Genomic DNA, 23,833 nt, shown 5'->3' on the forward strand with positions numbered 1-23,833 from the left:
ACGGCCCAGGGCCGGTCAACGGTCCCGTTCGCCGGTTCCGCCGGTCTCCTCGGTCTCGTCGGTGATGCTGGTCTCGATGCGCTCCTTGCGGATCTCGCCCTCGACCGTCTCTTCCTCGACGTGCTCCTCGGTACCCAGCCGGACCCGTTCGACGGGGACGGTCTCGGTCCGCGTCACGGGGCGCTCCTCGTGCAGGATCACCTCGTGCTCCGCCTCGGTGATCTCCGGCCCGGACAGCGCCGCGTCCACGTTGGCCTCGGTGATCGGCTCACGCTCGACCACCACCTCCTCGTGGCGAACGGGGACGGTCTGCTGGACCTCCTCGGTGACCACGTACTTGCGCAGCCTGGCCCGGCCGGTGGCCTGTCGCTCGACTCCGACGTGCATCCGCTCCTCGGAACGGGTCATCGCGTCGTCGCCGCCGGCGGTCCCGGTCTGCATGGCCGTGTCGGCGCCGAGGTCGGGTCGGCGGCCCTCGGCGGGTGCCTGCTGCTGCCAGGCGGCGTCCCAGTCGACGCCGTAGTGCTCGTAAAGACGGTGCTCCTCGTCCTCCGAGAGGTGATTACCGGCTTCGATGTCGACGTTCGGGGCGTCCTTCACACGGTCCTTGGCGTACGGCACCTCGAGGTGATCCCCCGCCATGGTGGCGTCGTGCATCGGGACGAACGACTCCTTGGTACCGAACAGGCCGGTCCTGACGCTGATCCACTCAGGTTGGCCGGTGGTGTCGTCCAGGAAGACGTGCTTGGCTTCGCCGATCTTGTTGCCGTGGTCGTCGTAGACGGGATGGTCGAGGACGGTGGGTATCTGCTCGCGGGTGATCACGTCACCCTCCTTAGCCTTCGGTTTTGAGCGTATGAGCCACCTGTCTAACCACCGAAAGGGGAAGGTAATCGAACAAATCGGATATAACAGAAATTTTCGTGAAAGCTGGGTGGCGTCAGCGGGTGCCGAAGACCTGCTCACGATGGATCCGCCAGCGCTCCATCATGGCCGCGATCTCACCCTCGACGAACTCGAAGAAGGCGAGGGTCTCGGCCATGCGGCGGCCCGCGGGGGTGTCGTCGCCGAGGCTGGTGACGCCCTCGCGCAGGGCGACCTCCCAGCGCTTGAGGACGCCCTCGCGGTTGGTCAGGGCCTCGTACCACTGGTTGCTGTGCACGCGGTAGCGCTCGCGCCGTGAACCGGGCTCGCGCTCGCGGGAGACCATGTGCTGCTGGGCGAGGTAGCGGACCGCGCCGGAGACCGCGGCGGGGCTGATGCGAAGCTGTTCGCCGAGCTCGGCGGAGGTCAGGGCGCCCTCGTCGGAGGAGAGGAGCGCGGCGAAGACCCGGGCGGGCATGCGCTGCATCCCGGCTTCGACGAGCTGCGCCGCGAAGGACTCGACGAACTTCGACACGGCCTCTGGATCCCGCCCGCGCTCGCTCATGCCCTCGCTCATGACGTCCATCCTAACGTCGGTTCACTGAGTTCCTTAACTTCACAAATTTCTGAACGAAGCGTACGTTCTGAAGCATGACCAAGGCCATCACGGTGTCCGGGCTGCACAAGTCCTTCGGCCGTACGCACGCACTCGACGGGCTCGACCTGGAGGTCGACACGGGCGAGGTGCACGGCTTCCTCGGCCCCAACGGCGCCGGCAAGTCCACCGCCATCCGCGTCCTGCTCGGCCTGCTGCGCGCCGACTCGGGCGCCGCACAGATCCTCGGCCGCGATCCGTGGAAGGACGCGGTGGAGGTCCACCGCAGGATCGCGTACGTCCCCGGCGACGTGACGCTGTGGCGCAACCTCTCCGGCGGTGAGGTCATCGACCTGTACGGCAGACTGCGTGGAGGTCTGGACGCACGGCGCCGTGCCGAGCTGGTCGAACGCTTCGAGCTGGACCCCACGAAGAAGGGCCGCACCTACTCGAAGGGCAACCGGCAGAAGGTCGCCCTCGTCGCCGCGTTCGCCTCGGACGTGGACCTGCTCATCCTGGACGAGCCGACCTCGGGCCTGGACCCGCTGATGGAGGAGGTCTTCCAGCGCTGCGTGCGTGAGGAGCGGGAGCGCGGGCGGACCGTCCTGCTGTCCTCGCACATCCTGAGCGAGGTCGAGGAGCTCTGCGACCGGGTCAGCATCATCCGCAAGGGCCGGACGGTGGAGAGCGGCTCGCTCGCCGACCTGCGCCATCTGACACGTACCAGCGTGACGGCGGAACTCGCCGGCCCGCCGAACGGGTTGGCCGGGATGCCGGGGGTGCACGACGTCGACGTCCAGGGACGACGCGTCCGGCTCCAGGTCGACACGGACCAACTGAACGGTGTACTGCGGTCGTTGAGCGAGTCGGGCGTACGGTCGCTGACCTCGACGCCGCCCACGCTGGAGGAGTTGTTCCTGCGGCACTACCAGGACGAGGTGGGAGCGCGATGACCACACTCGCCCCTCAACTCACCGGTACCGGACCACTGTTGCGTTTCGCTCTGCGCCGCGACCGGGTGATGATCCCGGTCTGGGTCGGGGTGAACGCCCTGATGGTCCTCTCCATGCCGAACACGCTGAAGGGCCTGTACGGCACGGCCGCCGAACGCGCCGACCTCCGGGCGCAGATGGCCACCAACTCCTCCCTGCGCGCCCTGGTCGGCCCGGTCTTCGACGACTCCCTCGGCGCCCTCACCGCCTGGCGCATCGGCGTCTACGCGGGCACGCTCGCGGCGGTGACGAGCCTCCTGATCGTCGTACGACACACCCGCGACGAGGAGGAGAGCGGCCGACAGGAGCTCATCGCCTCCGGCATGGTGGGCCGCCGGGCCTCCCTCACGTCGGCCCTGCTGGCGGCGGGCGTCGCCAACGCCCTGATCGCGGTGCTGGTCACGGCGGGGCTGGCCGGGCAGGGTGCCGCCGGCGCCCTGGCCCTCGGGCTCGGGCTCGCGGCCGTCGGGATGCTCTTCGCCACGATGGCGGCGATCGCCGCGCAGCTGACCGAGAGCGCGCGTCTCGCCCGGGGCCTCACCTCGGCGGTCCTGGGCGCGGCCTTCGTCCTGCGCGCGGCGGGCGACTCGGCTACGGACGACGGCTCGTCCCTACTGACGTGGCTGTCGCCGCTCGGCTGGCTGGAGAACCTGCGGCCGTACGCGGGCGAACGCTGGGGGGTGCTGGCGCTGTTCGCCGCGGCGGTGGCGACCCAGGCGGCCGTGGCCTATGCGCTGGCCGGGCGCCGGGACGTCGGCATGAGCTTCCTGCCCACCCGGCCCGGCCCCGCGACGGGCCGCCTCGGCTCGGCGGGCGCGCTGGCCTGGCGGCTTCAGCGGGGCGGCGTGCTCGGCTGGAGCCTCGGCTTCCTCCTCGCCGGGGTCGTCTACGGCGGGATGACAGACGGCGCGGCCGACCTGGTCGGCGACAACGAGCGGGCCCGGGAGATCTTCGCCCGCATGGGCGGCCAGGGCGCCCTCACGGACGCGTTCCTCGCCTCAATGATCGGGATGCTCGGGCTGGTCGCCTCGCTGTACGTGGTGGCGTCCGTGCTGCGCCTGCACGGCGAGGAGACCTCCGGCCGGGCGGAACCGGTACTGGCGAACGCGGTGGGCCGACTGCGCTGGGCGGCCGGCCATCTGGTGATCGCCTTCGCCGGCGCCGCTCTGATCATGCTCCTCGCCGGCCTCGGCTTCGCGGTCGGCTACGGCGAGAAGGCCGGGCCGATCCTGGGCGCGTGTCTGGTGCAGCTGCCGGCGATCTGGGTGGTCGGGGGGCTGGCGGTACTGCTGTACGGGGCGGCCCCTCGGGCGGCGATGGCGGCGTGGGGCGTGGCGGGCGCGGTCCTCCTGATCGGCTGGGTCGGGCCCGCGCTGGACGCTCCGCAGGCGGTGCTGGATCTGTCACCGTTCGGGCATCTGCCGAAACTGCCGGGTGGGGAGATGGCCTGGGGGCCGGTGCTGGGGCTGGCGGGGGTGGCCGTGGTGCTGGTGGCGGCGGGGATGGCCGGGTTGCGGCGGCGGGACATGACGACGTGAGCGGGCGGCCCGGGCCGACGTCCGGGCATGCGTCCGGGCCCGGGCCGGACCCGGCCCTGACCCTCGTCCCGGCCGTCGTCCCGGCCGTCGTCAGAGCGTGACGCTGAGCCCCTCCAAGCCTCGGATCACGAAGTTCGGCTTCCGTTGGGGCTCCGCCGCCAGGCTCAGGGTCGGGGCCTTCTCCAGCAGCGCCGTCATGGAGGCGGCCAGCTCGATACGGGCCAGGGGTGCGCCGATGCAGTAGTGGATGCCGGCGCTGAAGGAGATGTGGGGGTTGTCCGTACGGGAGAGGTCCAGGCGCTCCGGGTGGGCGAAGACCTCGGGGTCGTGGTTGGCGGAGCCGAAGAGCATGGCGATCTCCGCGCCACGGGGGATGACCGTGCCGTCGATCTCGATGTCGTCCAGGACCCAGCGCTCGAAGAGCTGGAGCGGGGTGTCGTAGCGCATCAGCTCCTCGACGGCGGAGGGGACGAGGGTGTGGTCGGCGCGGAGGGCGGCGAGCTGGTCGGGGTTGCGGAACAGGGCCCACCAGCCGTTCACCGTGGCGTTGACGGTGGCCTCGTGGCCGGCGTTCAGGAGCAGGACGGCGGTGGAGATCATCTCCTGTTCGGTGAGCCGGTCGCCCTCGTCGTGCGCCTCGATCAGCCCGGAGATGAGGTCGTCGCCGGGCTCCTTGCGGCGGACGGCGATCAGTTCGGTGAGGTACTCCGAGAACTCCACGGACGCCCGGACCGCCTTCGCCGCGGTCTCCTCCGACGGGTTCAGCTCGTACATCCCGCAGATGTCCGCGGACCAGGGGCGCAGGGGCGCGCGGTCGGCTTCGGGGATGCCCAGCATCTCGGCGATCACCGCGACGGGCAGGGGCTCCGCCACGTCGGTGAGCAGGTCACCCCCGCCCGCCTCGACGAGGGCGCCCACCAGTTCGTTCGCCAGCCCGTGCACATACGGCTTGAGCCGCTCCACCGTGCGCGGGGTGAACGCCTTCGACACCAGGCGCCGGATGCGGGTGTGGTCCGGCGGCTCCAGGTCGAGCATCCCGTGGTCGTTCAGCGTGTGGAACGGCTCGTGCTCCGCCGGCGGCGCCGTCCGCCCGAAGTCCTCGTGCGTGAACCGGTGCTGATACGTCCGCCCCAGCCGCCTGTCCCGCAGCAACGCCGACACGTCCGCGTGGCGCGGCACGAGCCACTGGTCGGTCGGCTCGAAACGGATCACGCGCCCTCGGGCACGCAGCTCGGCATAAGCGGGGTACGGGTCGGCGAGAAACGCCGGGTCCCAGGGATCGAAGGCTGCCATGAACGGACGCTAGCCCGGGTCAGCCCTCGCTGACCAGGGGATGTCGAGCTTCCTGGGTGGCCATGACGACGGCTGCCAGGTCCGCGCCCGCCCGGAGCAGCGCCACAGTCCGCGCGGCGATCTGGTCGAGGCGTCGTCGCAGGATGCGCTGGGTCTCCCCCAGGCCGTCGAGCCGGTGGAGGGAGCCCATGATCTCGCGCACGGCGGGAATGCCGTAACCGGTGCCGCGGAGGGCCGCGACGATGCGGGCCGCTCTGATCGCTGAAAGCCCGTAGCGGCGTGCTCGCAGTGACGTCACTCGCTCGGGGAGGACGAGCCCTTCCTGTTCCCAGAACCGCAGGGTGGAGGAACGTACGTCGAGTGCTCCGGCGAGCTCCGTGATCGTCATCGCGTCACTCTCCTGCTCGAACCCGGGTGTGTTCGTTTCCGCCTGGATCGCGCGCAGCGCCTGTTGGGCACGCAGAGCCTCGTCCCGTTCCCGTGCGAGCCGAACGTGCACCGCGTTGATCGCGGCGGCTGCCGCCTCGATGGTCTCCGTTCGCAGCTCGGCGAGCATGTGCCGGGCCGCCACCGGACCGACGGCGCCCGCGAGCCCGCGATAGGCGCGAAGAGCGTGCACATGAACCCGGGTGTAGGCGCGGTAGCCGTTGCTCGAGCGAGCCGCCGGGGGAATGACGCCCAGCCGCTCGAGGTCGCGGACCTGTTGCACCGAGTACCCGGACTCCCTGGCCACATCGACGGTTCTCAGCGGCACTCCTCGCGCACCACTCACCGGCTCGCCCATCGGCCAACCCCACATCAGCACTTGAAGGTGATGCTTGAACCATGAGTATGGAACAGATCATCGCGACCGTGCGAGGCTTCGACGGCGCACTCGTGGTCGTCACGGAACCGGGAAGCGAATTCCCGGAGCTCGCGTGGGGGGACGCGTTCTTCTACTACGCCCCCGACGGCCGGATGCCTCACAACGTCCAGCCGTACGGAACGATCGTGACCAAGAACTACCCCGACGACGCCGCTTCCGACCTCGATCCTCCGGACCGCTGGCGTGTCAACATCCATGTCGACCGTGCGACGTTCCGGAAACTCACCGGGAGGGAGCCTCGCGACGTCGGCCTCCCCCACGACTACGCGGCCGCTGACCACGTGATGCCGCATCCGGTCTACGGATCGCTCGGCTGGGTCGCGGTCGTCAATCCCGGCGAGAGGACGACGGAGACGGTTGTGCGGCTCCTGCGCGGCGCCCACGACGCCGCCGGCGTCCGGTTCGCGCGGCGATACGAACCGGGACAGCCACCGGAGAACGACTGACGCGCCGTCCTGGCGGCCAGGCTCCTCTACCCCGGCGTCACCAGGCGGGCCTCATAGGCGAAGACCGCTGCCTGGGTGCGGTCCCTCAGGCCGAGCTTGACCAGGACGCGGCTCACGTGGGTTTTGATGGTGGACTCGGCCACTACCAGGCGTTCGGCTATCTCGGCGTTGGAGAGGCCTTGGGCGATGAGGACGAGGACTTCCGTCTCGCGTTCGGTGAGGTCGCCGTAGGCCGCGTGGGCGGCGGCGGGGAGGCGGGGGGTGTCGGAGAGTTTGGAGAACTCCGTGATCAGGCGTCTGGTGACGGAGGGGGCCAGGAGTGCCTCGCCGGCGGCCACCACCCTTACGCCGTCCGCGAGTTGGCGGGCCGAGGCGTCCTTCAGGAGGAAGCCGGAGGCGCCGGCGCGCAGCGCCTGGTAGACGTATTCGTCGAGGTCGAAGGTGGTCAGGACCAGGACCTTCGCCGTGCCGTCGGCGGCGACTATCTCGCGGGTCGCCTCGATGCCGTTCAGCTCCGGCATGCGGATGTCCATCAGGACGACGTCGGGGGCGAGCTCGCGGACCCGGTCGACCGCCTCACGGCCGTTGACCGCCTCGCCCACGACCTCGATGTCCGGCATCGCGTTCAGGAGGACGGAGAAGCCCTCGCGGACCATCATCTGATCGTCGGCGATCAGTACACGGATGGTCATGCCGCGTCCTCGCTCACCATGGCGACGGGCAGGAACACCGTCACCTCGTACCCCCCGTCGTCCGTGCGGCCCGCCGTCATCTCGCCGTTCAGCATCGACACCCGCTCCCGCATGCCGGTGATGCCGTGTCCCGCGCCGGGCGACGGCTTGAGCAGGGAGAGCTCGGGGGGCGCACCGTTGACGACGCGCAGGCCGAGGCCGCCGAGGACGTAGCCGATCTCCACGCGGGCGCTCGCGCCGGGGGCGTGCCGCAGGGTGTTGCTGAGCGCCTCCTGGACGATGCGGTACGCCGACAGTTCGACGCCCTGCGGGAGTTCGCGGACCGCGCCGGTGACCACCTTGTCGACGCTCAGGCCGGCGTCGCGGACGTTGTCGAGGAGTGCCTCCAGGTCGGCGAGGGTGGGCTGCGGGGCGTCCGGGGCCTCGTAGTCCTCGGCGCGGACCACACCGAGGACGCGGCGCAGTTCGGTCAGGGCGGCCACCGCGTTCTCCCGGATGGTGAGGAAGGCGCGCTCCAGCTCCGGCGGCGGGTTCTCCACCCGGTAGGGCGCGGCCTCCGCCTGGATGGCGACGACCGACATGTGGTGGGCGACCACGTCGTGCAGCTCGCGGGCGATCGTGGTGCGCTCCTCCAGCAGCGTGCGCCGGGACCGCTCGTGCGCGGTCACCGTCTGCTGGGCGGTCACCTCCCGCCGGGCCTGCCGATGGGTGTGCCAGACGGTGACGCCGAGCAGCACGAGTGCGGATATGACCAGCAGGGGGGCGGTGTTCGACGCGTAGTGGCCGGCGCCGAGGACCATCTCCACGACGATGCTGTACGTCGCGGTCAGGGCCCACATCCACGCGGCGGCGCGGGGTCTGGTCCGCAGCGCCACCACCGCCAGCACCGCGAGGTGGCAGGCGAAGCTGCCCGCCTGCCACGGCCAGTTGTCCCAGCTGTCGCCGAGCACGGCGGTGACCGGGGCGGCCGAAAGGGAGAACCAGAAGGCGCCGACCGGTCGCACCAGCGTCAGCAGCACCGGGGCCAGCGAGAGGAAACCGATCAGCAGCGTGTCGTAGTCACCCCCGTAGCCTCCGTAGCCCGTCGACGAGGCGCCGATCATCATCGCCATGAGGCCCATGCACACGACGACGGCGTGCGGCGTCCACACCGCGTACTGCCGAAGGCGCGGGGACAGCAGCCTGATCAGGGGGCCGTCGGCCCGCATACGCGGGAACGGGTCGTAGGCGAAGGGGTCGTGGAACAGGTCCTGTCGCAGGCCGCGCAGGGCTTCCACCGCCACCCGGAACTCCGGGCTGCGCGGCCTGCTCCCGCCGTCCGGGGAGCTGAGGTGCGTCTGTGTCGTCTCGGTCACGTACAGAACGGTAGGCCGCGACCGGCGTCGCGGTCGTCACCAGTGAGGGGGGTCCTCCCGGGTCCGTCTCAGGTACTACGGGGTGGAAAAGGGGGCCCGGAGGTCCCCGTTCCCCGTCAGTACCCGGACGGTCTCACCAGTCCCGACTCGTACGCGAAGACCGCCGCCTGGGTGCGGTCCCTGAGGCCCAGCTTGACCAGGATGCGGCCCACGTGGGTCTTCACGGTCTGTTCGGCGACGACGAGGCGCTCGGCGATCTCCGCGTTCGACAGGCCCTGCGCGATCAGGGCGAGCACCTCCGTCTCCCGCTCGGTCAGACCGCCGACGCGTTCCTTGAGCGGGGCGCGGGGGCGGTGGTCCAGGCGGGAGAACTCGGCGATCAGCCGTCGGGTGACACCGGGCGCGAGCAGGGCGTCCCCGGCGGCCACCACCCGTACCGCCTCGGCGAGTTGGTCGGCGGAGGCGTCCTTCAGCAGGAACCCGGACGCGCCGGCGCGCAGCGCTTCGTACACGTACTCGTCGAGGTCGAAGGTGGTCAGCACCATCACCTTGATGTCGGGGCGCTCGCCGGTGATGCGACGGGTGGCCTCGATACCGCCGAGCTCGGGCATGCGGATGTCCATGAGGACGACGTCCGGGGCGAGTTCGGCCACCTTGGCGACGGCGTCGAGGCCGTGGACCGCCTGCCCGACCACCTCGATGTCGGGCTGGGTGTTGAGCAGCACGGTGAAGCCCTGCCGGACCATCTGCTGGTCGTCGGCGATGAGGACGCGGATGGGGCTGCTCGTCATGCGGTGGAGTCCTTCGGGTGGGAGGCCGGGGCGGCCGCGGGCGCCGCAAACACATGGTCGAGGCCGTCGGTGGGGACCTGCGCCGGGAGGAAGGCGGACACCTGGTAGCCGCCGTCCGGTTCCGGGCCCGCCCACAGGCCGCCGCCGAGCATCGCGGCCCGTTCCCGCATGCCCAGCAGTCCGTGCCCGGCGCCCGCCGACGGGGGCGCGGGGCTGGTCGGGCGTGAGTTGACGACCATCATGCTCAACCCGAAGGTGTGGTGCTCGACCATGACGCGGGCGGTCGCGCCGGGCGCGTGCCGCAGGACGTTGCTCAGCGCCTCCTGCACGATCCGGTACGCCGACAGCTCCACTCCGGGCGGCAACGGCCGCCGGTCACCGGTCACTTCGAGGGTCACTCTGAGGCCAGCGCCGCGGGTGTTCTCCACGAGCGCGTCCAGTCGGTCGAGGGTGGGCTGCGGGGCGTGCGGGGTCGCGTCGTCCTCGGACCCGGCCGCGGCCGGCGCCCTCGGCACGTCGAGCTGCTCCGAGCGCAGGACGCCCAGGACACGGCGCAGTTCGGTCAGCGCCTCCAGCGCGTTCTGCCGGATGCCGGCGAGGTTCTCCTTCAGCTCCTCGGACGGGTCCTCGACGAGGTGGGGGGCGACCTGGGCCTGGATGGAGATGACCGACATGTGGTGGGCCACCACGTCGTGCAGCTCGCGCGCTATCCGGCTGCGCTCCTCCAGCAGGGTGCGGCGGGCGCGCTCCTCGGCGGTGAGCGTGGTCTGCTCGACCAGTTGGGCGCGGGCCTCGCGCCGACCGCGCAGGGCGGTGCCGAGCACCACGACGACCAGGAACAGGGTGACGGCGGTGATCCCGGTGGGGGTGTGGTCCGCCGCGCCCCACTGCCCCTCGACGAGCCACGTCAGCAGCGCGGTCACGGCGAACGCCTCGGCGGCGACACGGGTGGGCACCCGCAGGGCGAGCAGCAGCAGGACGGCCATCTGCCCGATGATCCCGGCCGCCGTCCAAGGCCAGGTGAAGTCGTGGGCGCCCCCGGCCATCAGTTGGCGGCGCACCTCGACGGCGCCCACCAGCATGGCCACCGTCCCGAGCGACCAGGCGGGGACGGGACGCCACAGCGCGACCACCACCGCGCCGCCCTGCGCGAGCCCGATCAGGAACGCGATCTGTGGGTTCACCCCTCCGTCGCTCCCGAGCTGCCCCACGGCTCCGAACGTGACCCCGAACCCGACGACGCACAGCAGGCCGTGCGGCAGCCAGCGCAGCCACACGAAGGGCGGCAGCGGGTCCGCCCTGAACGTGAGCAGATCGTCGCGCAGCACCCGCGACCAGCGCAGCACGTACCGCCGGAGCACCCGCGCCACCCCCGATTCCGTCACACGGCTCACCTTAGAACTCCTCACACATGTCGCGCGCCCGCCCGTTCCGACGTCCGGTGCACACGGACCACCCGCGAGCGGCGTGGACGCTCGGTGCGCCCGCGCCCGCCCTGCTCGTGATGGCGGAACGCCGCCCAGCACACCGCGAGGACCAGGGCGAAGACCGGCAGCCACGCGAGGCGGGCCCACACCCAGGCCAGGTTGTCGGGGACGGTGTGCAGACCGGGGAGCCGGCCGGCGAGGAGTCCCGTGGCCGTGGTGGCCATGAGGGCGGTCTGGTGCCAGAGGAAGACGGTCATCGCCGAGAGGTTGACGAGTGCCACCGCCGCCCAGGCCACCGGTCGGCGCAGGGCTCGGCCCAGTCGGTCGCGCAGCAGCAGGGCGAGGCCGCACTGGGCCAGGCCGAACGTGACGGCGGCCAGCGTCGGCGGGTTGAGGTTGGAGGTCCCGGCGCCCGGGACCCCGACCATAGACGCGGGGTAGCCCGCGCCTACGACGAGCGCCGTCGTCATCGCCGTACCGCCTGCGAGCAGCAGCCAGGCGGCGCGACGGCGGTCCAGTTCGCCCCGTGTCCAGGCGGCGCCCAGGGTGTAGGGCACCAGCCAGCCCGCGGCCAGGTTCACCCAGCCGAGCCAGGACGGGCCGCCGAGGCCGAAACGCAGCAGGTCCACGTGGACGACGACGGCCAGCGGCCAGAGCGGGTTGAGCTTGGTCAGCAGCGGGGTCGCGGCCGTCAGCGCGGCGAAGACCAGCAGGAACCACAGGGGCGACAGCGCCAACTTGACCAGGGCGCGGACCGTTTCGAACTCGACGCCGTCGACGAGGAGTGCGAGCGCGGCCACCGTCCACAGGGTGAGGACGGCCGCCACCGGTCTGAACAGCCGGGACAGGCGGGCGGTCAGCCACACGCCGTACGTCGTGCCGCGGGCGCGGGCCGAGGTGTAGCCCTTGGTGGCCACATGACCGCCCACCAGGAAGAACACGGCGAGCGTCTGGAAGACCCAGGAGATCGGGGCCAGCCAGGGCATGTGCCGCAGCGGGCTCGCGGTGTGCAGCGTGCCGCCGTCCGCGACCAGGGCGGTCACCAGCCAGTGGCCGAGGACGACACCGAGGATCGCGAAGGCGCGCAGGGCGTCGACCGCGCGGTCCCGGTCGGCGGGGGTGGCGGTGGCGACCCGGTCGGCGCCCTGTCGTATGCCGGTGTGGAAGCGGCGCAGGGTGGTCTCAGGCACGGGTCACCTCCGAGGTGTCGCCGAGGACGATCCGGGCGAGGTTGGCCAGGGAGACCGAGCCCGGTCTGAAGTAGTCGCTGTGGCCGCCGTCGCCGGCGGCGAAGACGCGGGCGCCGAACGCCGGGGAGACCGGGTCGGTGCCGAAGCCGACGGTCGTGCCGAACAGGTCGGCCTTCACATGCGGGACCTCCCGCACCCAGTCGTCGGCGCCGCGGGCCGCCCAGACGCGGGCGCGGGTGCGCAGGGCCGCGGCGGAGTCGGCGCCGGTGCCGGGGCTGCCGATGAGGGCGATGTCGTCGACGTCGAGGTTCTCGGGGGCTTCCGCCGCTTCGGCGGCTTGGGCGTCTCCGGCGGCTTTGGCGTCTCCGGCGGCTTGGGTGGCTCTGGCGGCTTGGGTGGCTTCGGCGACTCCGGCGTCCTCGGCTGCTCTGCCGCAGACGACCGAGCCGTAGGAGTGGCAGAGGAGGGAGATGCTCGCCTTGTCGCCGACGATGCCGCGCAGGGTGTGGATGAACTCCCGCAGGTGTGGGGCGGCTTGTTCGGCCCGGTCGGTGGTCGTGACCGTCGCGCTGATCGTGCCCGGTGTCCGGTAGCCGAGCCAGGCGACGACCGCGATGCCGGTGCCCGCGGGGGCCTGTCGGGTCAGTCGCGCGCGCAGGGCGGTCGCCGTCGCGCGGAAGCGGCCGTAGGTGTCGAGCGAGGTGTCGGAGCCGGGGACGAGGACGGCCACCCGGTCGGCGTGGACGAGGTCGCCCAGCACCTCCGTGGCCAGGCCGGGGCCTCGGCCGTCGAAGGTGAGGAAGTCGCGGGAGGGGGCCGCCATGGCCCGGTCCGCCTCGGCACGGTCGTGGTCGCCGTGGGCGGCCGCCATACGGGACGCCTCGGCGGCGTTGGCCCGGTTGGCCGCGTACGCCTCTTCGAGCGTGGCCGCCGTCGGCGGAGCGAGGTCGGCGGGGGGCGGGGCGGGGATCTCTGGGTGCGCGGCGGCGGAGAGGGGGAGTACCAGGGCGGCGGTGATGAGGGCGGCGAGGGTGGCTCGGCGCCACTTGCGGTGGCGGTTCGTGGGGGTGTCGCTCACCGGCGCTTGCCGAGTGCCGCTGCGCCCACCCTCCCCCACTCTCGGCTTCGCTCGAGCGGGGGGACCCCCATCGCCCCAGCGGCACGACTGCCCGCGGCTAAACCAGTTGTTACCTTTCCCAACCCCCACAGCCCCGCCCTCCCCATCCGTCCGCCCGTTCATCGGGTGCGTCTGGAGGGGAAGTTACGGAGACGTGGGTGTCGTCCGCGTCACGCCAGGGAACTCAACTGCGAAGTAGCTCTCAGGTACTACGGGTACGACCGGGGGGCGATGACGAGGTCGCGTCTCACCAGGCCAGCTGTGCGATCTCCTCCACCACCACCGCGCACGCGTCGGCCGCCGGGTCGATCAGGGGGAAGTGGCCGACGTCCTCCAGCAGCGTCAGGCCCACCACTTCGCCGGCCTTCGCCGCCGCCTCCGCGTACGCGTCGGCGACGGCGAACGGTACGTCCACGTCCGCGCGGCCCTGGACCAGGGTCGTCGCGATGCCGGTCGGCAGCAGCAGCGCCGGGTCGGCGTACGCGCGGCGCTCCGCGAACACGGTCTCGTCGCCGCCCAGCAACTGGCGGGCCGCCCCTCCGCAGACGTCCAGCTTGTCGGCGACCGCGAGGTCGGCGATCGGGGCGAGTGCGACCACGCCCCGCAGCAGGGCCGGACCCCCGGTGCGCCAGGGGGCGTCGGCGGGCAGGACATGGCGGGCCGCGGCCCACAGGGCGAGGTGGCCGCCGGCCGAGTGGCCGGTGAGGACGGTGCGGCGCGGGTCGGCCTGCGGGAGAGCCTGCCGGACGAGGCCGGGCAGCGCGTCCAGGGCGGCCGCCACGTCGTCGAAGGTGTCCGGCCAGCGACCGGCGACCGGCTCCGACGCCCCCGCTGAATCGCCCCCGCGCCGGTACTCCACGTTGGCCACGGCGAAGCCGTGGCGGGCCAGGAAGTCCGCGAACGGGGTGATGTGGCGGCGGTCGTACGGGGCCCGCCAGGCGCCGCCGTGCAGGACGACGACCAGGGGGGCGGGGCCGCCCGGACCGGCCTCGGTGCGGGGGGCGTAGAAGTCGATCACCTGGTCGGGGTGGTCGCCGTAAGGGGCGGTGGTGTCGGGGTCGACCGCCGGGTGCGAGAAGGCCGACTCCTCTTCGGCGGCGGCCCTGGCAGCTGCGACGTCGTCCGGCATGCTCCAACCTCTCAGCGGTGAAACGGACTTCGATGGTACGGGTGTGGCGGACGAGGGAGGGGATTCGGCCGTTGGCGGGGACGGTACCAGGCGGGTGACGTGCGCGGGCACTCGGATGTGACGCTCGGTGAGGGCGGCACGTGGAGCGGCACGGCTGGGCGGCACAGGCGGCGGGGCGCTTGCCCGCGCTCGCGGGGTGCCGCCTGCGCCCACCCTCCCCCACTCTCGGCTTCGCTCGAGCGGGGGGACCCCCATCGCCCTGCGGCTCGACTGCCCGCAGGCTAGGAGCCCAGCACCTCCCCCAGCACCCTCGCCGCCCTTTCCACATCCGTGAACCCCACGTACAGCGGCGTGAAGCCGAACCGCAGTACATCCGGGTGGCGGAAGTCCCCCACCACTCCCCGCTCGATGAGCCGCTTCATGACGTCGCCCGCGTCGTCGCAGCGCAGGGCGACCTGGCTGCCCCGCTCCTCGTGACGCACCGGAGTCAGTGACTCGACGCGGCCCGTGGGGGCGTACTCCGTCACGGCGCGGAGGAAGAAGTCCGTCAGGGCGAGGGACTTCGTGCGGACCGACTCGATCGTGACGTCGTCCCACACCTCCAGGGCCGCTTCCAGGGCGAGCATGGAGAGGATGTCGGGCGTGCCGACGCGGCCACGCGACGCACCGGAAGCCGGCTCGTAGGCGGGGCGCATGCCGAAGGGCTCGGCGTGGGAGGTCCAGCCCGGCAGGGGGGAGTCGAAGCGGTCCTGGAGGTCCTGTCGGACGTAGAGGTACGCCGGTGAACCGGGGCCTCCGTTGAGGTACTTGTAGGTGCAGCCGACCGCCAGGTCCACCCCGTGTTCGTCGAGCCCGACCGGCAGCGCGCCCGCGCTGTGGCACAGGTCCCAGACCGCGACGGCGCCCGCCTCGTGCATCGCGGCCGTGAGGGACGGCAGGTCGTGCAGGCGGCCGGTGCGGTAGTCCACGTGGTTGAGGAGTACCGCGGCCGTACGCGACGAGAGGGCGCCCGGCACCTCCCCCGGCGTCACCGGGCGCAGTGTGCGGCCCGTCATCCGGGCCGCCGACTCGGCCATGTACCCGTCCGTGGGGAAGGTCGTCGCGTCGACCAGGATTTCGTCCCGGTCGTCCCCGGCCAGCCGTACGGCCGCCACAAGTGCCTTGAACACGTTCACACTGGTCGAGTCGCCCACCACGATCTGGCCTGCCGCCGCGCCGACCAGCGGCGCGATGCGGTCGCCGATCCGCTCGGGCGCGGTCCACCAGCCGCTCTCGTCCCAGGAGCGGATGCGCAGCCCGCCCCACTGGCGGTGGACGACGTCCGCCATCCGCCCCGGCACACTCGCGGGCAGGGCGCCCAGCGAGTTGCCGTCGAGGTAGACCACGTCGTCGAGGACGAACTCGGCGCGCTTGGCGGCGAGCTCGTCCGCCGCGTCCAACTTCTCTGCTGTCGACGCGAGTTCAGACATAGGACCGCGCCGTCCACAGCTCGGGGAACACGTTCTTCTGGGCGCGCCGCTCCAGCCAGGCCACCCCGGCCGAGCCACCCGTGCCGGGCTTCGCGCCCATCGCGCGGCGGGTGGCGACAAGGTGGTCGTTGCGCCAGCGCCACACCAGCTCGGCGACATCGGTCAACGCCTCGCCGAGGCGGGCGACCTCGTCGGCGCCGTCGCCCGAGTAGATCTGCGTCCACACCGCCTCGACCTCGGCGGAGGGCTCGTAGCGCTGTGAGAGGTCGCGCTCCAGGGCCGAGGCCGGGACGGCGTGCCCGCGCCGGGCGAGGAACCGCAGCACCTCGTCGTACAGGCTCGGCTCGTGCAGCGCCTTCTCCAGTTCCGCGTGGACGCGGGGGGCGCCCCGGTGCGGGACGAGCATGGACGCGGACTTGTCGCCGAGGAGGAACTCCATGCGGCGGTACATCGCCGACTGGAAGCCGGAGCCCTCCCCCAGCGCGTTGCGGTACGCGTTGAACTGGGCGGGGGTGAGCTGGCCGAGCGGCTTCCAGGAGGCGTTGAGGGCCTCCAGCTCCCGTACGGAACGCTTCAGCGCGTCGATCGCGACCGGCACGTCGTCGGAGCGCAGGGCGCTCGCCGCGGTCTCCCACTCGTGGACGATGACCGTGAACCACAGCTCCATCACCTGGGTCGTGACCAGGAAGACCATCTCTCCGGGGTCGTCGGAGAGGGTGTGCTGGAGGTGGGTGAGCACGTCCGCCTTGACGTAGTCCTCGTACGGCGTGGTGCCTTGGAAGTCGAGATGCGGGGTCTCGGGCTCCTGGGTGTGCTGAGCCTCGTGGGACATCGCTGTCTCCTGTTGTGTACTCCGGGTAGCGGTCCGCCCCTGCCGTTACCGACACGGGGGCCCCGGTCCCCACCCGCATCTTGCGCATCGGGCCCCCTCAGCGCAAGGCCCGTCTGCTCCGATCAGCAGACGGGCCCCCAGCGCGAAGGTCCTCAGGCGGCTCCGGCCGCCGCCCGCAGCAGTTCCGCGCGGTCCGTGCGCTCCCAGGTGAAGTCGGGCAGCTCACGTCCGAAGTGGCCGTACGCGGCGGTCTGGGCGTAGATCGGGCGCAGCAGGTCCAGGTCGCGGATGATGGCGGCCGGGCGGAGGTCGAAGACCTTGGTCACCGCGTCCTGGATGCGCGCGACGGGCACGGTCTCCGTGCCGAAGGTCTCGACGAAGAGGCCGACCGGCTCGGCCTTGCCGATGGCGTAGGCGACCTGGACCTCGGCGCGGCGGGCGAGCCCGGCCGCGACGATGTTCTTCGCGACCCAGCGCATGGCGTACGCGGCGCTGCGGTCCACCTTGGACGGGTCCTTGCCGGAGAAGGCGCCGCCGCCGTGGCGGGCCATGCCGCCGTACGTGTCGATGATGATCTTCCGGCCGGTCAGGCCCGCGTCGCCCATCGGGCCGCCGATCTCGAAGCGTCCGGTGGGGTTGACGAGCAGCCGGTAGCCCTCGGTGTCGATGTCGAGGTGGGCCAGTTCGGGCTCCACCACGCACTCGTGGATGTCCGGTACGAGGGTCGAGTCGGTGTCGGTGTCGGCGGCGTGCTGGGTGGAGACGACGACGGTGTCCAGGCGGACCGGGCGGTCGCCGTCGTACTCGATGGTGACCTGCGTCTTCCCGTCGGGCCGCAGGTAGGGAAGCGTGCCGTCCCTGCGCACCTCGGCGAGCCGGCGGGCCAGCCGGTGGGCCAGGGTGATCGGCAGCGGCATCAGCTCGGGTGTCTCGTCGCAGGCGTAGCCGAACATCAGCCCCTGGTCGCCGGCGCCCTGCCGGTCCAGCTCGTCGGTCTCCGCCTGCCCGTCGGCGGCCTGAGCCGTCCGTGCCTCGTACGCGCTGTCCACACCCTGTGCGATGTCCGGCGACTGCGCGCCGATGGACACGGAGACCCCGCACGAGGTGCCGTCGAAGCCCTTGAGGGAGCTGTCGTAGCCGATCTCGAGGATCTTGCCGCGCACCAGGGCGGCGATGGGGGCGTACGCGGTCGTCGTCACCTCGCCCGCGACGTGCACCAGACCGGTGGTGACGAGGGTCTCCACGGCGACCCGGGACGACGGGTCCTCCTTGAGCAGGGCGTCGAGAATGGTGTCGCTGATCTGGTCGGCGATCTTGTCGGGGTGGCCTTCGGTCACGGACTCCGAAGTGAACAGGCGACGGGACACGAATCTCCTCAGTGGTAGCGGCGCGAAATGATGTACGGCCTCTGTACGGCCTCTGTCAGTCCCCCGCCCAGACGTCTCCCCGCACCAGCAGCTCGCCCGCCACCGCCCGCCGCACCGCGAGGTAGACCTCCGCGGCCGGCACGTTCAGCAGGGCGCTCAGCTCGTCGCGCAGCAGCCGCAGCAGGCTGCCCACGGTCTCCCGCGGATAGCTCTCCTTGCAGGTGACGAAGCCGATCGGGGCGTACGGGCCGGACGGGCGCCGCCACTCGGCGCGGTGCGCCGCGTCGGGGTCGAGCCGCTGCCAGGTCACCCAGCAGTGCTCGGGCTGGATGCCGAGCAGTCCGGTGACCGCCTTGGCGAGCTGGGCCAGTACGGGGGCGCCGGGGCTCGGGTCGGGCGACATGAGGGTGATGACGGGCATGGGGCAGCGCCTCTCTGGGGTACGGGTTCTTGCCGACCGACGCGAAAGGGTTCAGGCCGGGAGCAGCGCCAGCAGCTCGGCGCGGTCGACCTTGCCGTTGGCGGTGACCGGGAGCCGGTCCACCCGTCGGACGACGTCCGGCACGGCGTGGGCGGGCAGCAGCCGGCCGAGGGAGCGGCGCAGCACCGAGGGGTCCTCGGTGTCGTCGTCGGCGGAGGTGTAGAACAGCGCGAGCCGGTCGTAGTTGCCGAGTTCTCCGGGCACGGGGACGGCCACGCAGTGGGTGATCCCGGGCAGGCCCGTCGCGTGGGCCTCGATCTCCTCGGGCTCGATGCGGTAGCCGCGGATCTTCACCTGGCGGTCGGTGCGTCCGGTGAAGTGGAGGACGCCGTCGGTGTCGCGGAGGCCGCGGTCGCCGGTCCGGTAGAGGCGCACGCCCGGTCCCCCGGACACGCCCTCCGGGAAGCGGGCGGCCGTCAGCGCCGGGTCGCCGAGGTATCCCCGTGCCAGACCGGCCCCGCTGACGCACAGCTCGCCCACCACGCCCGGTGGGCAGGTCCGGCCGTCGTCGTCCAGGACGTGCACCTCCGTGCCGGGGACCTCGCGGCCGATGGGTACGCCGTACCGCCCCTCGCAGTCCCGGGCGGTGATGGGATGGACCGTGGCGAACACGCAGCTCTCCACCGGCCCGTACCCGTTGAGCAGCCGGATGCCGGGGTGGCGGCCGAGGAACTCGCCGACGTGCGTGGTCGAGAGTTTCTCGCCGCCGATGCAGAGGCGGCGCAGGCCCTGGAAGCAGTCCGGGTCGATCTCGGTGAACAGGTTGAAGAGGGAGGCGGTCAGCCAGGCGGTGTTCACCCCGTGGGCGTCGATCAGGTGGCGCAGGGTGTCGGGGAGGAGGTAGTCCTCCCGGGCGGTGACGCAGGTGCCGCCGGTGGTGAGCATGCCCCACAGTTCGAGGGAGAAGGCGTCCCAGGCGGCGGGTGCGGCCTGGAGCATGACGGTGCCCGGGCCGAAGGCGAGGGGCCCGTCCGGGGTGAACAGGCGGGTGGTGGCCGCGTGCGGTGACACCACGCCCTTGGGGGTGCCGCTGGTGCCGGAGGTGAAGAAGACCGCGGCGGGCGCGTCCGCCGGGCCCTCGTACGCCCCGAACTCCTCGTCGTCCTCGTCGCCCGGGTCGCTTCGCGGTGTGAGGTCCGCCGGGGGCCGCCACAACGGCTGCCCCCAGAGCGGCTCTTCCCCGTCCGTCACCAGCACGGGAGCGTCCAACTGCTCCAGCACGCCGTCGATCCGCTCCCGCGGCCACCTGGGGTCGAGGGCCGCGTAACCGGCGCCGCACTTGAGCACCGCGAGCAGCGCGACGTACAGGCGGGCGGATCGCGGCAGGAGGACGGGGATCAGCGTGCCCGGTCCGGCGCCGGACGCCGCTAGCAGGCGGGCCCAGTCGTCCGCCGTGGCGTCGAGCGTGGCGTAGTCGAGGCGGAGGTCGCCGTCCACCACCGCGAGCGCGTCGGGCGCCGTACGGGCCCGGTGCGCGACGGCCTGGTGTATGAGCTCGTCCCCCATGGAAGGCCCTCCAGTTCTGCCGGTGGAAGAAGGTGCGGAAGAAGACCGGGCGACGGAAAGCGCGGCAGCCCTCAACCCAGATATACGGGCCCCTCATACGTGGTGTCACGTACCCGGTTCCGGGGACGGGGGCCGACGTTGACTTTCCGGCCAATCGGTCGTGAATCTTACTGGGGCCGCGGTCGCCGTATCTCGAAGGGGTTTTCCGATGAGGGCCTTCCCACAGGAAGCAAGAATTCTTCCCGGACCACTTCTTCCCCGACCACTTCTCGAGGGACACGACAGCAGCATCGAACTGCTGGACCACGACGTCGTCCCCGGCCTGCCCGGCGCCGGCGGGGCGCCGGGAAGCATGCTGCTGCTGCACGGCTTCGGCGGCGACAAGGGGCAGTTGCGGCCGGTCGGCGACGCGCTGTGCCCCGAGGGCTCGGTGGCCGTCCACCCCTCCCTGCGCGCCCACGGCGACAGCCACAAGCCCGACTGGGGCTATTCGGTGCTGGACTTCGCCGCCGACCTGCACCGCTTCGGCGACGCGCTGCCCGGCGACCTGCACCTGGTCGGCTACTCGTACGGCGGGCTGGTGGCGGCCGTCTCGGCGGTCACCTGGGCCGCCTCCCGGGTACGCAGCCTGGTGGTGATCGACCAGTCCTTCGACGCGCATCCCGACCTGCACGTGGCGGACGAGTGGGCCGAGGGGAGTCTGCTGCGCTGGACCTACGACTTCGGACACCTTCCCGATCTGCTGGAGCGGCTGGGAATTCCCGTCCTGGTCCTGGCGGCGGCCGACAGCCGGAACATCCTGGCCGACGAACGGGAACGCCTCTCACGCAGAAACAGCGCGTCCTTCCGCATGGAATTCATCAAGGGCTCCCACGCCGACTGCCTCGGCAATACCGACGAGATCACTTCAGCGATGCGCGATTTCTATCGGGACACGGTCCGCGAGGAGAAAGAAACCTCATGAAAGCCTCCTTCATCGAGCAGGGGCCGGCGCGCACCCTCGTGCTGGGGCAGCTCGCCAACGCCCTCGGAAACGGCGTCTTCCTGACGTGTTCCGCGCTCTACTTCGTCCGGATCGTGGGTTTCTCACCGGCCCAGCTCGGCCTCGGCCTCAGCATCGCCGGAATCGCGGGCCTCTTCGCCGGAGTCCCCCTCGGTCACCTCGCCGACCGCAAGGGCCCGCGCGGCACCTCGGCGGCGCTGCTGGCGCTGGCCGGCCTCGCCACCGCCGCGTACCTCACGACCGACTCGTACGCCCTGTTCGTCGTCATCGCCTTCCTGTACGCGCTGTTCGAGCGGGGCGCGCACGCGGCGCGGCAGGCGCTGATCCCGGCCGTGCTGAGCGGGGAGAGCCTGGTGCGGGTCCGGGCCAAGATCCGCGTGGTCACCAACGTGGGTGTGTCGGCGGGAGCCGCGCTGGGCGGTCTGGCCCTGCTGTGGGACTCCAGGACGGCCTATCAACTGACGTTCGCCGGAAACGCGTTGAGCTTCGTGGTGTGCGGCCTGCTGTTCCTGCGGCTGCCCGCCGTGCCGCCGTCGCCGGACCGTGCTCCGGGTGAGCCGCGGCTCGCGGTGCTGCGCGACACCCCGTACGCGGTCCTCGCCCTGATCAACATGGTGATGCTGCTGCACATCCCGATCCTGGAGGTGATCCTCCCGCTCTGGATCTCGCTGCACACCGACGCCCCGCACTCGCTGACCGCCGCGCTGCTGCTGTTCAACACCCTCGCGGTCGTCGCGTTGCAGGTGCCGGTCACCAAGAAGATCGACGCCCTGGAACCGGCCGTCCGTGCCTTCCGGGTGGCGGGCGTGGTCCTGCTGGCCTCCTGCGCGGCCTTCGCCCTGTCGGCCGGCCGCGGCGCGGTGACGGCGACGGCGGTGCTGGTGGTGGCCGCGGCGCTGCACGTCTACGGCGAGATGGTGCAGTCGGCGGGCTCCTGGCTGATCGGCTACGAACTCGCGCCCGCCGACAAACAGGGCCAGTACCAGGGCCTGTTCAACACCGGGATCGCCGCGGTCCAGATGTTCGGACCGGTCTCGCTGACCCTGCTGCTCATCGACTGGGGCACGCCCGGCTGGCTGGTGCTCGGCGCGGTGTTCCTCGCGGGCGGGCTGGCGATGGCACCGGCCGTGCGCTGGGCGCGGAGCCGGCAGGCAGGCGTGGCCGAGGCCGATCCGGCCCCGCTCACCGCCGGCTGAGGGCGGTTCGACGATCCCGGACCGACACCAGGGTCCGTACGACACCACCTGATGGGGGAAGACGATGGTCAACCGGGAATCCACCGTGCCGTCGAGCGGCGTCGGCCGCGACGGGGTGGAACTCCAACTGTGCGATGTGTGGCGCAAGTTGCTCAACCGCAGTGACGTCGGCATTCACGACGACTTCTTCTCGCTGGGCGGTCACTCGCTGCTCGCCATCAAGCTGACCGTGGAGGTGCGCAGGCTCTTCCAGGTCGATCTCACCGCCGCCGACCTGCTGTCCGCGGCGACCGTCGCGGAGCTCGCCGAGATCGTCCGCCGCGGGACGGCAGACCGTTCGGGCCAGTTGGTGCGGATCCAGGCCGGCTCGGGCGGCAGCCCGGTCTACGCGCTGCCGCCGGTGTCCGGCACGGTGCTGCTGTACCCGCCCATCGCCCGTGCCATGGGCCTCGACCAGCCGTTCTGGGCCGTGCAGTCGGTCGGGCTGCTGCCGGGCGAGGAGCCGCTCGCCTCGATCGAGGAGATCTCCGAGGCCTTCATCGAGCAGATGACCGCGGTCCACCCGGAGGGCGCCGAGTGGAACCTGATCGGCTACTCCATGGGCGGCCTCCTCGCCTACGAGACCGCCCGCCGGCTCAGGGAACGCGGTGAGCGCGTCGGACTGGTCGGGCTGCTCGACACCCGCATCACCGTCGAGCCCAGCGGCGACCCGGACTTCGCCCTGCGGGCCCTGCTGTGGCGAGGACTCAAGCTGGAGGTGGACATCGACTGGCTGCGCGGCCTCGACCCGGAGACCCGGGCGGCGGAGTTGGTGCGGCGCGCCGTCGCCGCGGGCACGATGCCGGCCGACTTCGACGCCGACCGGCTGCGCCGCATGATCGACATGTACGGGTTCAACCTCGACGCCCTCGCCGCGTACCGGATCAAGCCCTACGACGGCACGGTCACCGTCTTCCGGGTGATGGACCGCTCCATGGAGGACGGCACGCTCCCCGAGGACCTGGGCTGGGGCGAGGTCGCCGCCCGCGCGGTGGTCTGCGACGTACCGGGCGACCACTTCACGATGGTCGAGCCCGGCCAGGTCGAGGTCCTGGGCCGTCGGCTGCGGGAGCAGCTCGACCTGGTGAACAGCGTGGCCTCGTGAGCACGGGCGACGCGAACACCCCCGCCACCTACGGCTTCCGGCCGATCGGGGTCGTACGCTCCCCGCGCACCGTCCCCCAGCACGACCACTGGGGACAGGTCACCTCGCTCATCGAGCTGGACCCCGCCGTGCTGGAGCCCGAGGCCGTGACCGGTCTGGAGGAGTTCTCGCACCTCGAAGTGGTCTTCCACTTCCATCTCGTCCCCGAGTCCGACACGGTCACCGGCGCCGTCCACCCCCGGGGCCGCACCGACCTCCCGAGCCTGGGCATCCTCGCCCAGCGGCTCAAGGAGCGCCCCAACCGGCTGGGCGTCTCCCGCTGCGAACTGGTCCGCGTCGACGGGCTCACGCTGCACGTGCGTGCCCTCGACGCGCTGGAGGGCACCCCGGTCCTCGACGTCAAGCCGTACCAGCGGCTCTTCCAGCCGGACCCGGAGACCGTACGCGAGCCGGGATGGCTCCACGAGGCGATGTCCGCCTACTACTTCTGACGCTTCCGACCTCCTCCCCGCCATCCGGCCACAAGCCGGCACGGGGGCAC

23 protein-coding genes are annotated in these 23,833 nt (G+C 71.8%); 7 read left to right on the forward strand and 16 right to left on the reverse strand.

What is annotated here, in order from left to right; translation table 11 throughout:
- Nucleotides 1–15: 15 nt before the first annotated feature.
- Nucleotides 16–825: a PRC and DUF2382 domain-containing protein gene (locus tag ACGFNV_RS23420; RefSeq protein WP_393624911.1), complete on the reverse strand. Its 810-nt coding sequence runs from the start codon at nt 823–825 to the stop codon at nt 16–18.
- Nucleotides 826–940: 115 nt separating this feature from the next.
- Nucleotides 941–1,441, reverse strand: a complete 501-nt coding sequence (locus ACGFNV_RS23425) for a GbsR/MarR family transcriptional regulator (RefSeq protein WP_393624912.1) — start codon at nt 1,439–1,441, stop codon at nt 941–943.
- 74 nt (nt 1,442–1,515) lie between these two features.
- On the opposite strand from ACGFNV_RS23425, the gene ACGFNV_RS23430 reads away from it, so the two are divergent.
- Together ACGFNV_RS23430 and ACGFNV_RS23435 are read left to right on the forward strand one after the other, a co-directional pair.
- Nucleotides 1,516–2,412, forward strand: a complete 897-nt coding sequence (locus ACGFNV_RS23430; protein WP_393624913.1) for an ATP-binding cassette domain-containing protein — start codon at nt 1,516–1,518, stop codon at nt 2,410–2,412.
- On the forward strand, nt 2,409–3,989 hold the full coding sequence (locus ACGFNV_RS23435; protein ID WP_393624914.1) for an ABC transporter permease: 1,581 nt from the start codon (nt 2,409–2,411) through the stop codon (nt 3,987–3,989). The genes ACGFNV_RS23430 and ACGFNV_RS23435 overlap by 4 nt, the downstream gene beginning before the upstream one ends.
- A 90-nt stretch (nt 3,990–4,079) precedes the next feature.
- On the opposite strand, the gene ACGFNV_RS23440 is transcribed toward ACGFNV_RS23435, so the two are convergent.
- Together ACGFNV_RS23440 and ACGFNV_RS23445 are read right to left on the reverse strand one after the other, a co-directional pair.
- Entirely contained in the window at nt 4,080–5,282 is a 1,203-nt protein-coding gene (locus tag ACGFNV_RS23440) for a cytochrome P450 (protein WP_393624915.1), read from the reverse strand.
- A gap of 19 nt (nt 5,283–5,301) precedes the next feature.
- Nucleotides 5,302–6,066 (reverse strand): MerR family transcriptional regulator, encoded by a 765-nt coding sequence (locus ACGFNV_RS23445; RefSeq protein ID WP_393624916.1) that lies wholly within the window; start codon nt 6,064–6,066, stop codon nt 5,302–5,304.
- A gap of 47 nt (nt 6,067–6,113) precedes the next feature.
- Between ACGFNV_RS23445 and ACGFNV_RS23450 the strand changes: the two genes are divergently transcribed.
- Entirely contained in the window at nt 6,114–6,593 is a 480-nt protein-coding gene (locus ACGFNV_RS23450; protein WP_393624917.1) for a DUF6194 family protein, read from the forward strand.
- Nucleotides 6,594–6,619: 26 nt separating this feature from the next.
- Here the strand turns inward: ACGFNV_RS23450 and ACGFNV_RS23455 are convergent, their stop codons facing one another.
- The 12 genes from ACGFNV_RS23455 to ACGFNV_RS23510 all read right to left on the reverse strand — a co-directional run bounded on the left by ACGFNV_RS23455 (nt 6,620) and on the right by ACGFNV_RS23510 (nt 19,949).
- The gene (locus ACGFNV_RS23455; RefSeq protein ID WP_393624918.1) at nt 6,620–7,285 is read right to left on the reverse strand and encodes a response regulator; all 666 of its coding nucleotides are present in this window, start codon (nt 7,283–7,285) and stop codon (nt 6,620–6,622) included.
- Nucleotides 7,282–8,640 carry a sensor histidine kinase gene (locus tag ACGFNV_RS23460; protein WP_393624919.1) on the reverse strand — a complete coding sequence of 453 codons (1,359 nt, stop codon included), beginning with the start codon at nt 8,638–8,640 and terminating at the stop codon, nt 7,282–7,284. Before ACGFNV_RS23460 ends, ACGFNV_RS23455 begins: the two co-directional genes overlap by 4 nt.
- Nucleotides 8,641–8,756: 116 nt before the next feature.
- Nucleotides 8,757–9,431 carry a response regulator gene (locus ACGFNV_RS23465; protein WP_393624920.1) on the reverse strand — a complete coding sequence of 225 codons (675 nt, stop codon included), beginning with the start codon at nt 9,429–9,431 and terminating at the stop codon, nt 8,757–8,759.
- Nucleotides 9,428–10,816: a sensor histidine kinase gene (locus ACGFNV_RS23470; RefSeq protein ID WP_393625185.1), complete on the reverse strand. Its 1,389-nt coding sequence runs from the start codon at nt 10,814–10,816 to the stop codon at nt 9,428–9,430. Before ACGFNV_RS23470 ends, ACGFNV_RS23465 begins: the two co-directional genes overlap by 4 nt.
- 20 nt (nt 10,817–10,836) lie before the next feature.
- Nucleotides 10,837–12,048 (reverse strand): acyltransferase, encoded by a 1,212-nt coding sequence (locus ACGFNV_RS23475; RefSeq protein WP_393624921.1) that lies wholly within the window; start codon nt 12,046–12,048, stop codon nt 10,837–10,839.
- Nucleotides 12,041–13,126, reverse strand: coding sequence for an alpha/beta hydrolase (locus ACGFNV_RS23480; protein WP_393624922.1), 1,086 nt, complete (start codon nt 13,124–13,126; stop codon nt 12,041–12,043). The genes ACGFNV_RS23475 and ACGFNV_RS23480 overlap by 8 nt, the downstream gene beginning before the upstream one ends.
- A 286-nt stretch (nt 13,127–13,412) precedes the next feature.
- Nucleotides 13,413–14,294, reverse strand: a complete 882-nt coding sequence (locus ACGFNV_RS23485; RefSeq protein WP_393624923.1) for an alpha/beta hydrolase — start codon at nt 14,292–14,294, stop codon at nt 13,413–13,415.
- Between the two features lie 281 nt (nt 14,295–14,575).
- Nucleotides 14,576–15,763, reverse strand: a complete 1,188-nt coding sequence (gene kynU / locus ACGFNV_RS23490; protein WP_393624924.1) for a kynureninase — start codon at nt 15,761–15,763, stop codon at nt 14,576–14,578.
- Nucleotides 15,756–16,595, reverse strand: coding sequence for a tryptophan 2,3-dioxygenase family protein (locus ACGFNV_RS23495; protein ID WP_393624925.1), 840 nt, complete (start codon nt 16,593–16,595; stop codon nt 15,756–15,758). The genes kynU and ACGFNV_RS23495 overlap by 8 nt, the downstream gene beginning before the upstream one ends.
- 152 nt (nt 16,596–16,747) lie before the next feature.
- Complete coding sequence (gene metK / locus ACGFNV_RS23500; RefSeq protein WP_393624926.1) at nt 16,748–17,962, reverse strand: methionine adenosyltransferase; 1,215 nt, start codon at nt 17,960–17,962, stop codon at nt 16,748–16,750.
- A 55-nt stretch (nt 17,963–18,017) separates the two neighbouring features.
- Entirely contained in the window at nt 18,018–18,383 is a 366-nt protein-coding gene (locus tag ACGFNV_RS23505; RefSeq protein ID WP_393624927.1) for a hypothetical protein, read from the reverse strand.
- A 51-nt stretch (nt 18,384–18,434) separates the two neighbouring features.
- A complete protein-coding gene (locus ACGFNV_RS23510; protein WP_393624928.1) occupies nt 18,435–19,949 on the reverse strand; it encodes an amino acid adenylation domain-containing protein in 1,515 nt (504 codons plus the stop codon).
- Between the two features lie 208 nt (nt 19,950–20,157).
- Between ACGFNV_RS23510 and ACGFNV_RS23515 the strand changes: the two genes are divergently transcribed.
- From ACGFNV_RS23515 to ACGFNV_RS23530, 4 genes are all read left to right on the forward strand, one after another.
- Nucleotides 20,158–20,913 carry an alpha/beta fold hydrolase gene (locus ACGFNV_RS23515; RefSeq protein ID WP_393624929.1) on the forward strand — a complete coding sequence of 252 codons (756 nt, stop codon included), beginning with the start codon at nt 20,158–20,160 and terminating at the stop codon, nt 20,911–20,913.
- Nucleotides 20,910–22,148 (forward strand): MFS transporter, encoded by a 1,239-nt coding sequence (locus ACGFNV_RS23520; RefSeq protein ID WP_393624930.1) that lies wholly within the window; start codon nt 20,910–20,912, stop codon nt 22,146–22,148. The genes ACGFNV_RS23515 and ACGFNV_RS23520 overlap by 4 nt, the downstream gene beginning before the upstream one ends.
- A 64-nt stretch (nt 22,149–22,212) precedes the next feature.
- Nucleotides 22,213–23,292, forward strand: a complete 1,080-nt coding sequence (locus ACGFNV_RS23525) for a thioesterase domain-containing protein (protein ID WP_393624931.1) — start codon at nt 22,213–22,215, stop codon at nt 23,290–23,292.
- Nucleotides 23,289–23,783, forward strand: coding sequence for an SAM-dependent methyltransferase (locus tag ACGFNV_RS23530; protein WP_393624932.1), 495 nt, complete (start codon nt 23,289–23,291; stop codon nt 23,781–23,783). The genes ACGFNV_RS23525 and ACGFNV_RS23530 overlap by 4 nt, the downstream gene beginning before the upstream one ends.
- The last annotated feature ends 50 nt before the right edge of the window (nt 23,784–23,833 follow it).

This window comes from Streptomyces sp. NPDC048751, from assembly GCF_043198595.1.
Lineage (GTDB): Bacteria > Actinomycetota > Actinomycetes > Streptomycetales > Streptomycetaceae > Streptomyces.

Coding starts and splice junctions, on each gene's coding strand:
- ACGFNV_RS23445 (WP_393624916.1), bottom strand. CDS start 6,066: ATGGGCGAGCCGGTGAGTGGTGCGCGAGGAGTGCCGCTGAGAACCGTC.
- ACGFNV_RS23525 (WP_393624931.1), top strand. CDS start 22,213: ATGGTCAACCGGGAATCCACCGTGCCGTCGAGCGGCGTCGGCCGCGAC.
- ACGFNV_RS23515 (WP_393624929.1), top strand. CDS start 20,158: ATGAGGGCCTTCCCACAGGAAGCAAGAATTCTTCCCGGACCACTTCTT.
- kynU (WP_393624924.1), bottom strand. CDS start 15,763: ATGTCTGAACTCGCGTCGACAGCAGAGAAGTTGGACGCGGCGGACGAG.
- ACGFNV_RS23485 (WP_393624923.1), bottom strand. CDS start 14,294: ATGCCGGACGACGTCGCAGCTGCCAGGGCCGCCGCCGAAGAGGAGTCG.
- ACGFNV_RS23510 (WP_393624928.1), bottom strand. CDS start 19,949: ATGGGGGACGAGCTCATACACCAGGCCGTCGCGCACCGGGCCCGTACG.
- ACGFNV_RS23430 (WP_393624913.1), top strand. CDS start 1,516: ATGACCAAGGCCATCACGGTGTCCGGGCTGCACAAGTCCTTCGGCCGT.
- ACGFNV_RS23440 (WP_393624915.1), bottom strand. CDS start 5,282: ATGGCAGCCTTCGATCCCTGGGACCCGGCGTTTCTCGCCGACCCGTAC.
- ACGFNV_RS23435 (WP_393624914.1), top strand. CDS start 2,409: ATGACCACACTCGCCCCTCAACTCACCGGTACCGGACCACTGTTGCGT.
- ACGFNV_RS23495 (WP_393624925.1), bottom strand. CDS start 16,595: ATGTCCCACGAGGCTCAGCACACCCAGGAGCCCGAGACCCCGCATCTC.
- ACGFNV_RS23505 (WP_393624927.1), bottom strand. CDS start 18,383: ATGCCCGTCATCACCCTCATGTCGCCCGACCCGAGCCCCGGCGCCCCC.
- ACGFNV_RS23465 (WP_393624920.1), bottom strand. CDS start 9,431: ATGACGAGCAGCCCCATCCGCGTCCTCATCGCCGACGACCAGCAGATG.
- ACGFNV_RS23425 (WP_393624912.1), bottom strand. CDS start 1,441: ATGAGCGAGGGCATGAGCGAGCGCGGGCGGGATCCAGAGGCCGTGTCG.
- ACGFNV_RS23450 (WP_393624917.1), top strand. CDS start 6,114: ATGGAACAGATCATCGCGACCGTGCGAGGCTTCGACGGCGCACTCGTG.
- ACGFNV_RS23455 (WP_393624918.1), bottom strand. CDS start 7,285: ATGACCATCCGTGTACTGATCGCCGACGATCAGATGATGGTCCGCGAG.
- ACGFNV_RS23520 (WP_393624930.1), top strand. CDS start 20,910: ATGAAAGCCTCCTTCATCGAGCAGGGGCCGGCGCGCACCCTCGTGCTG.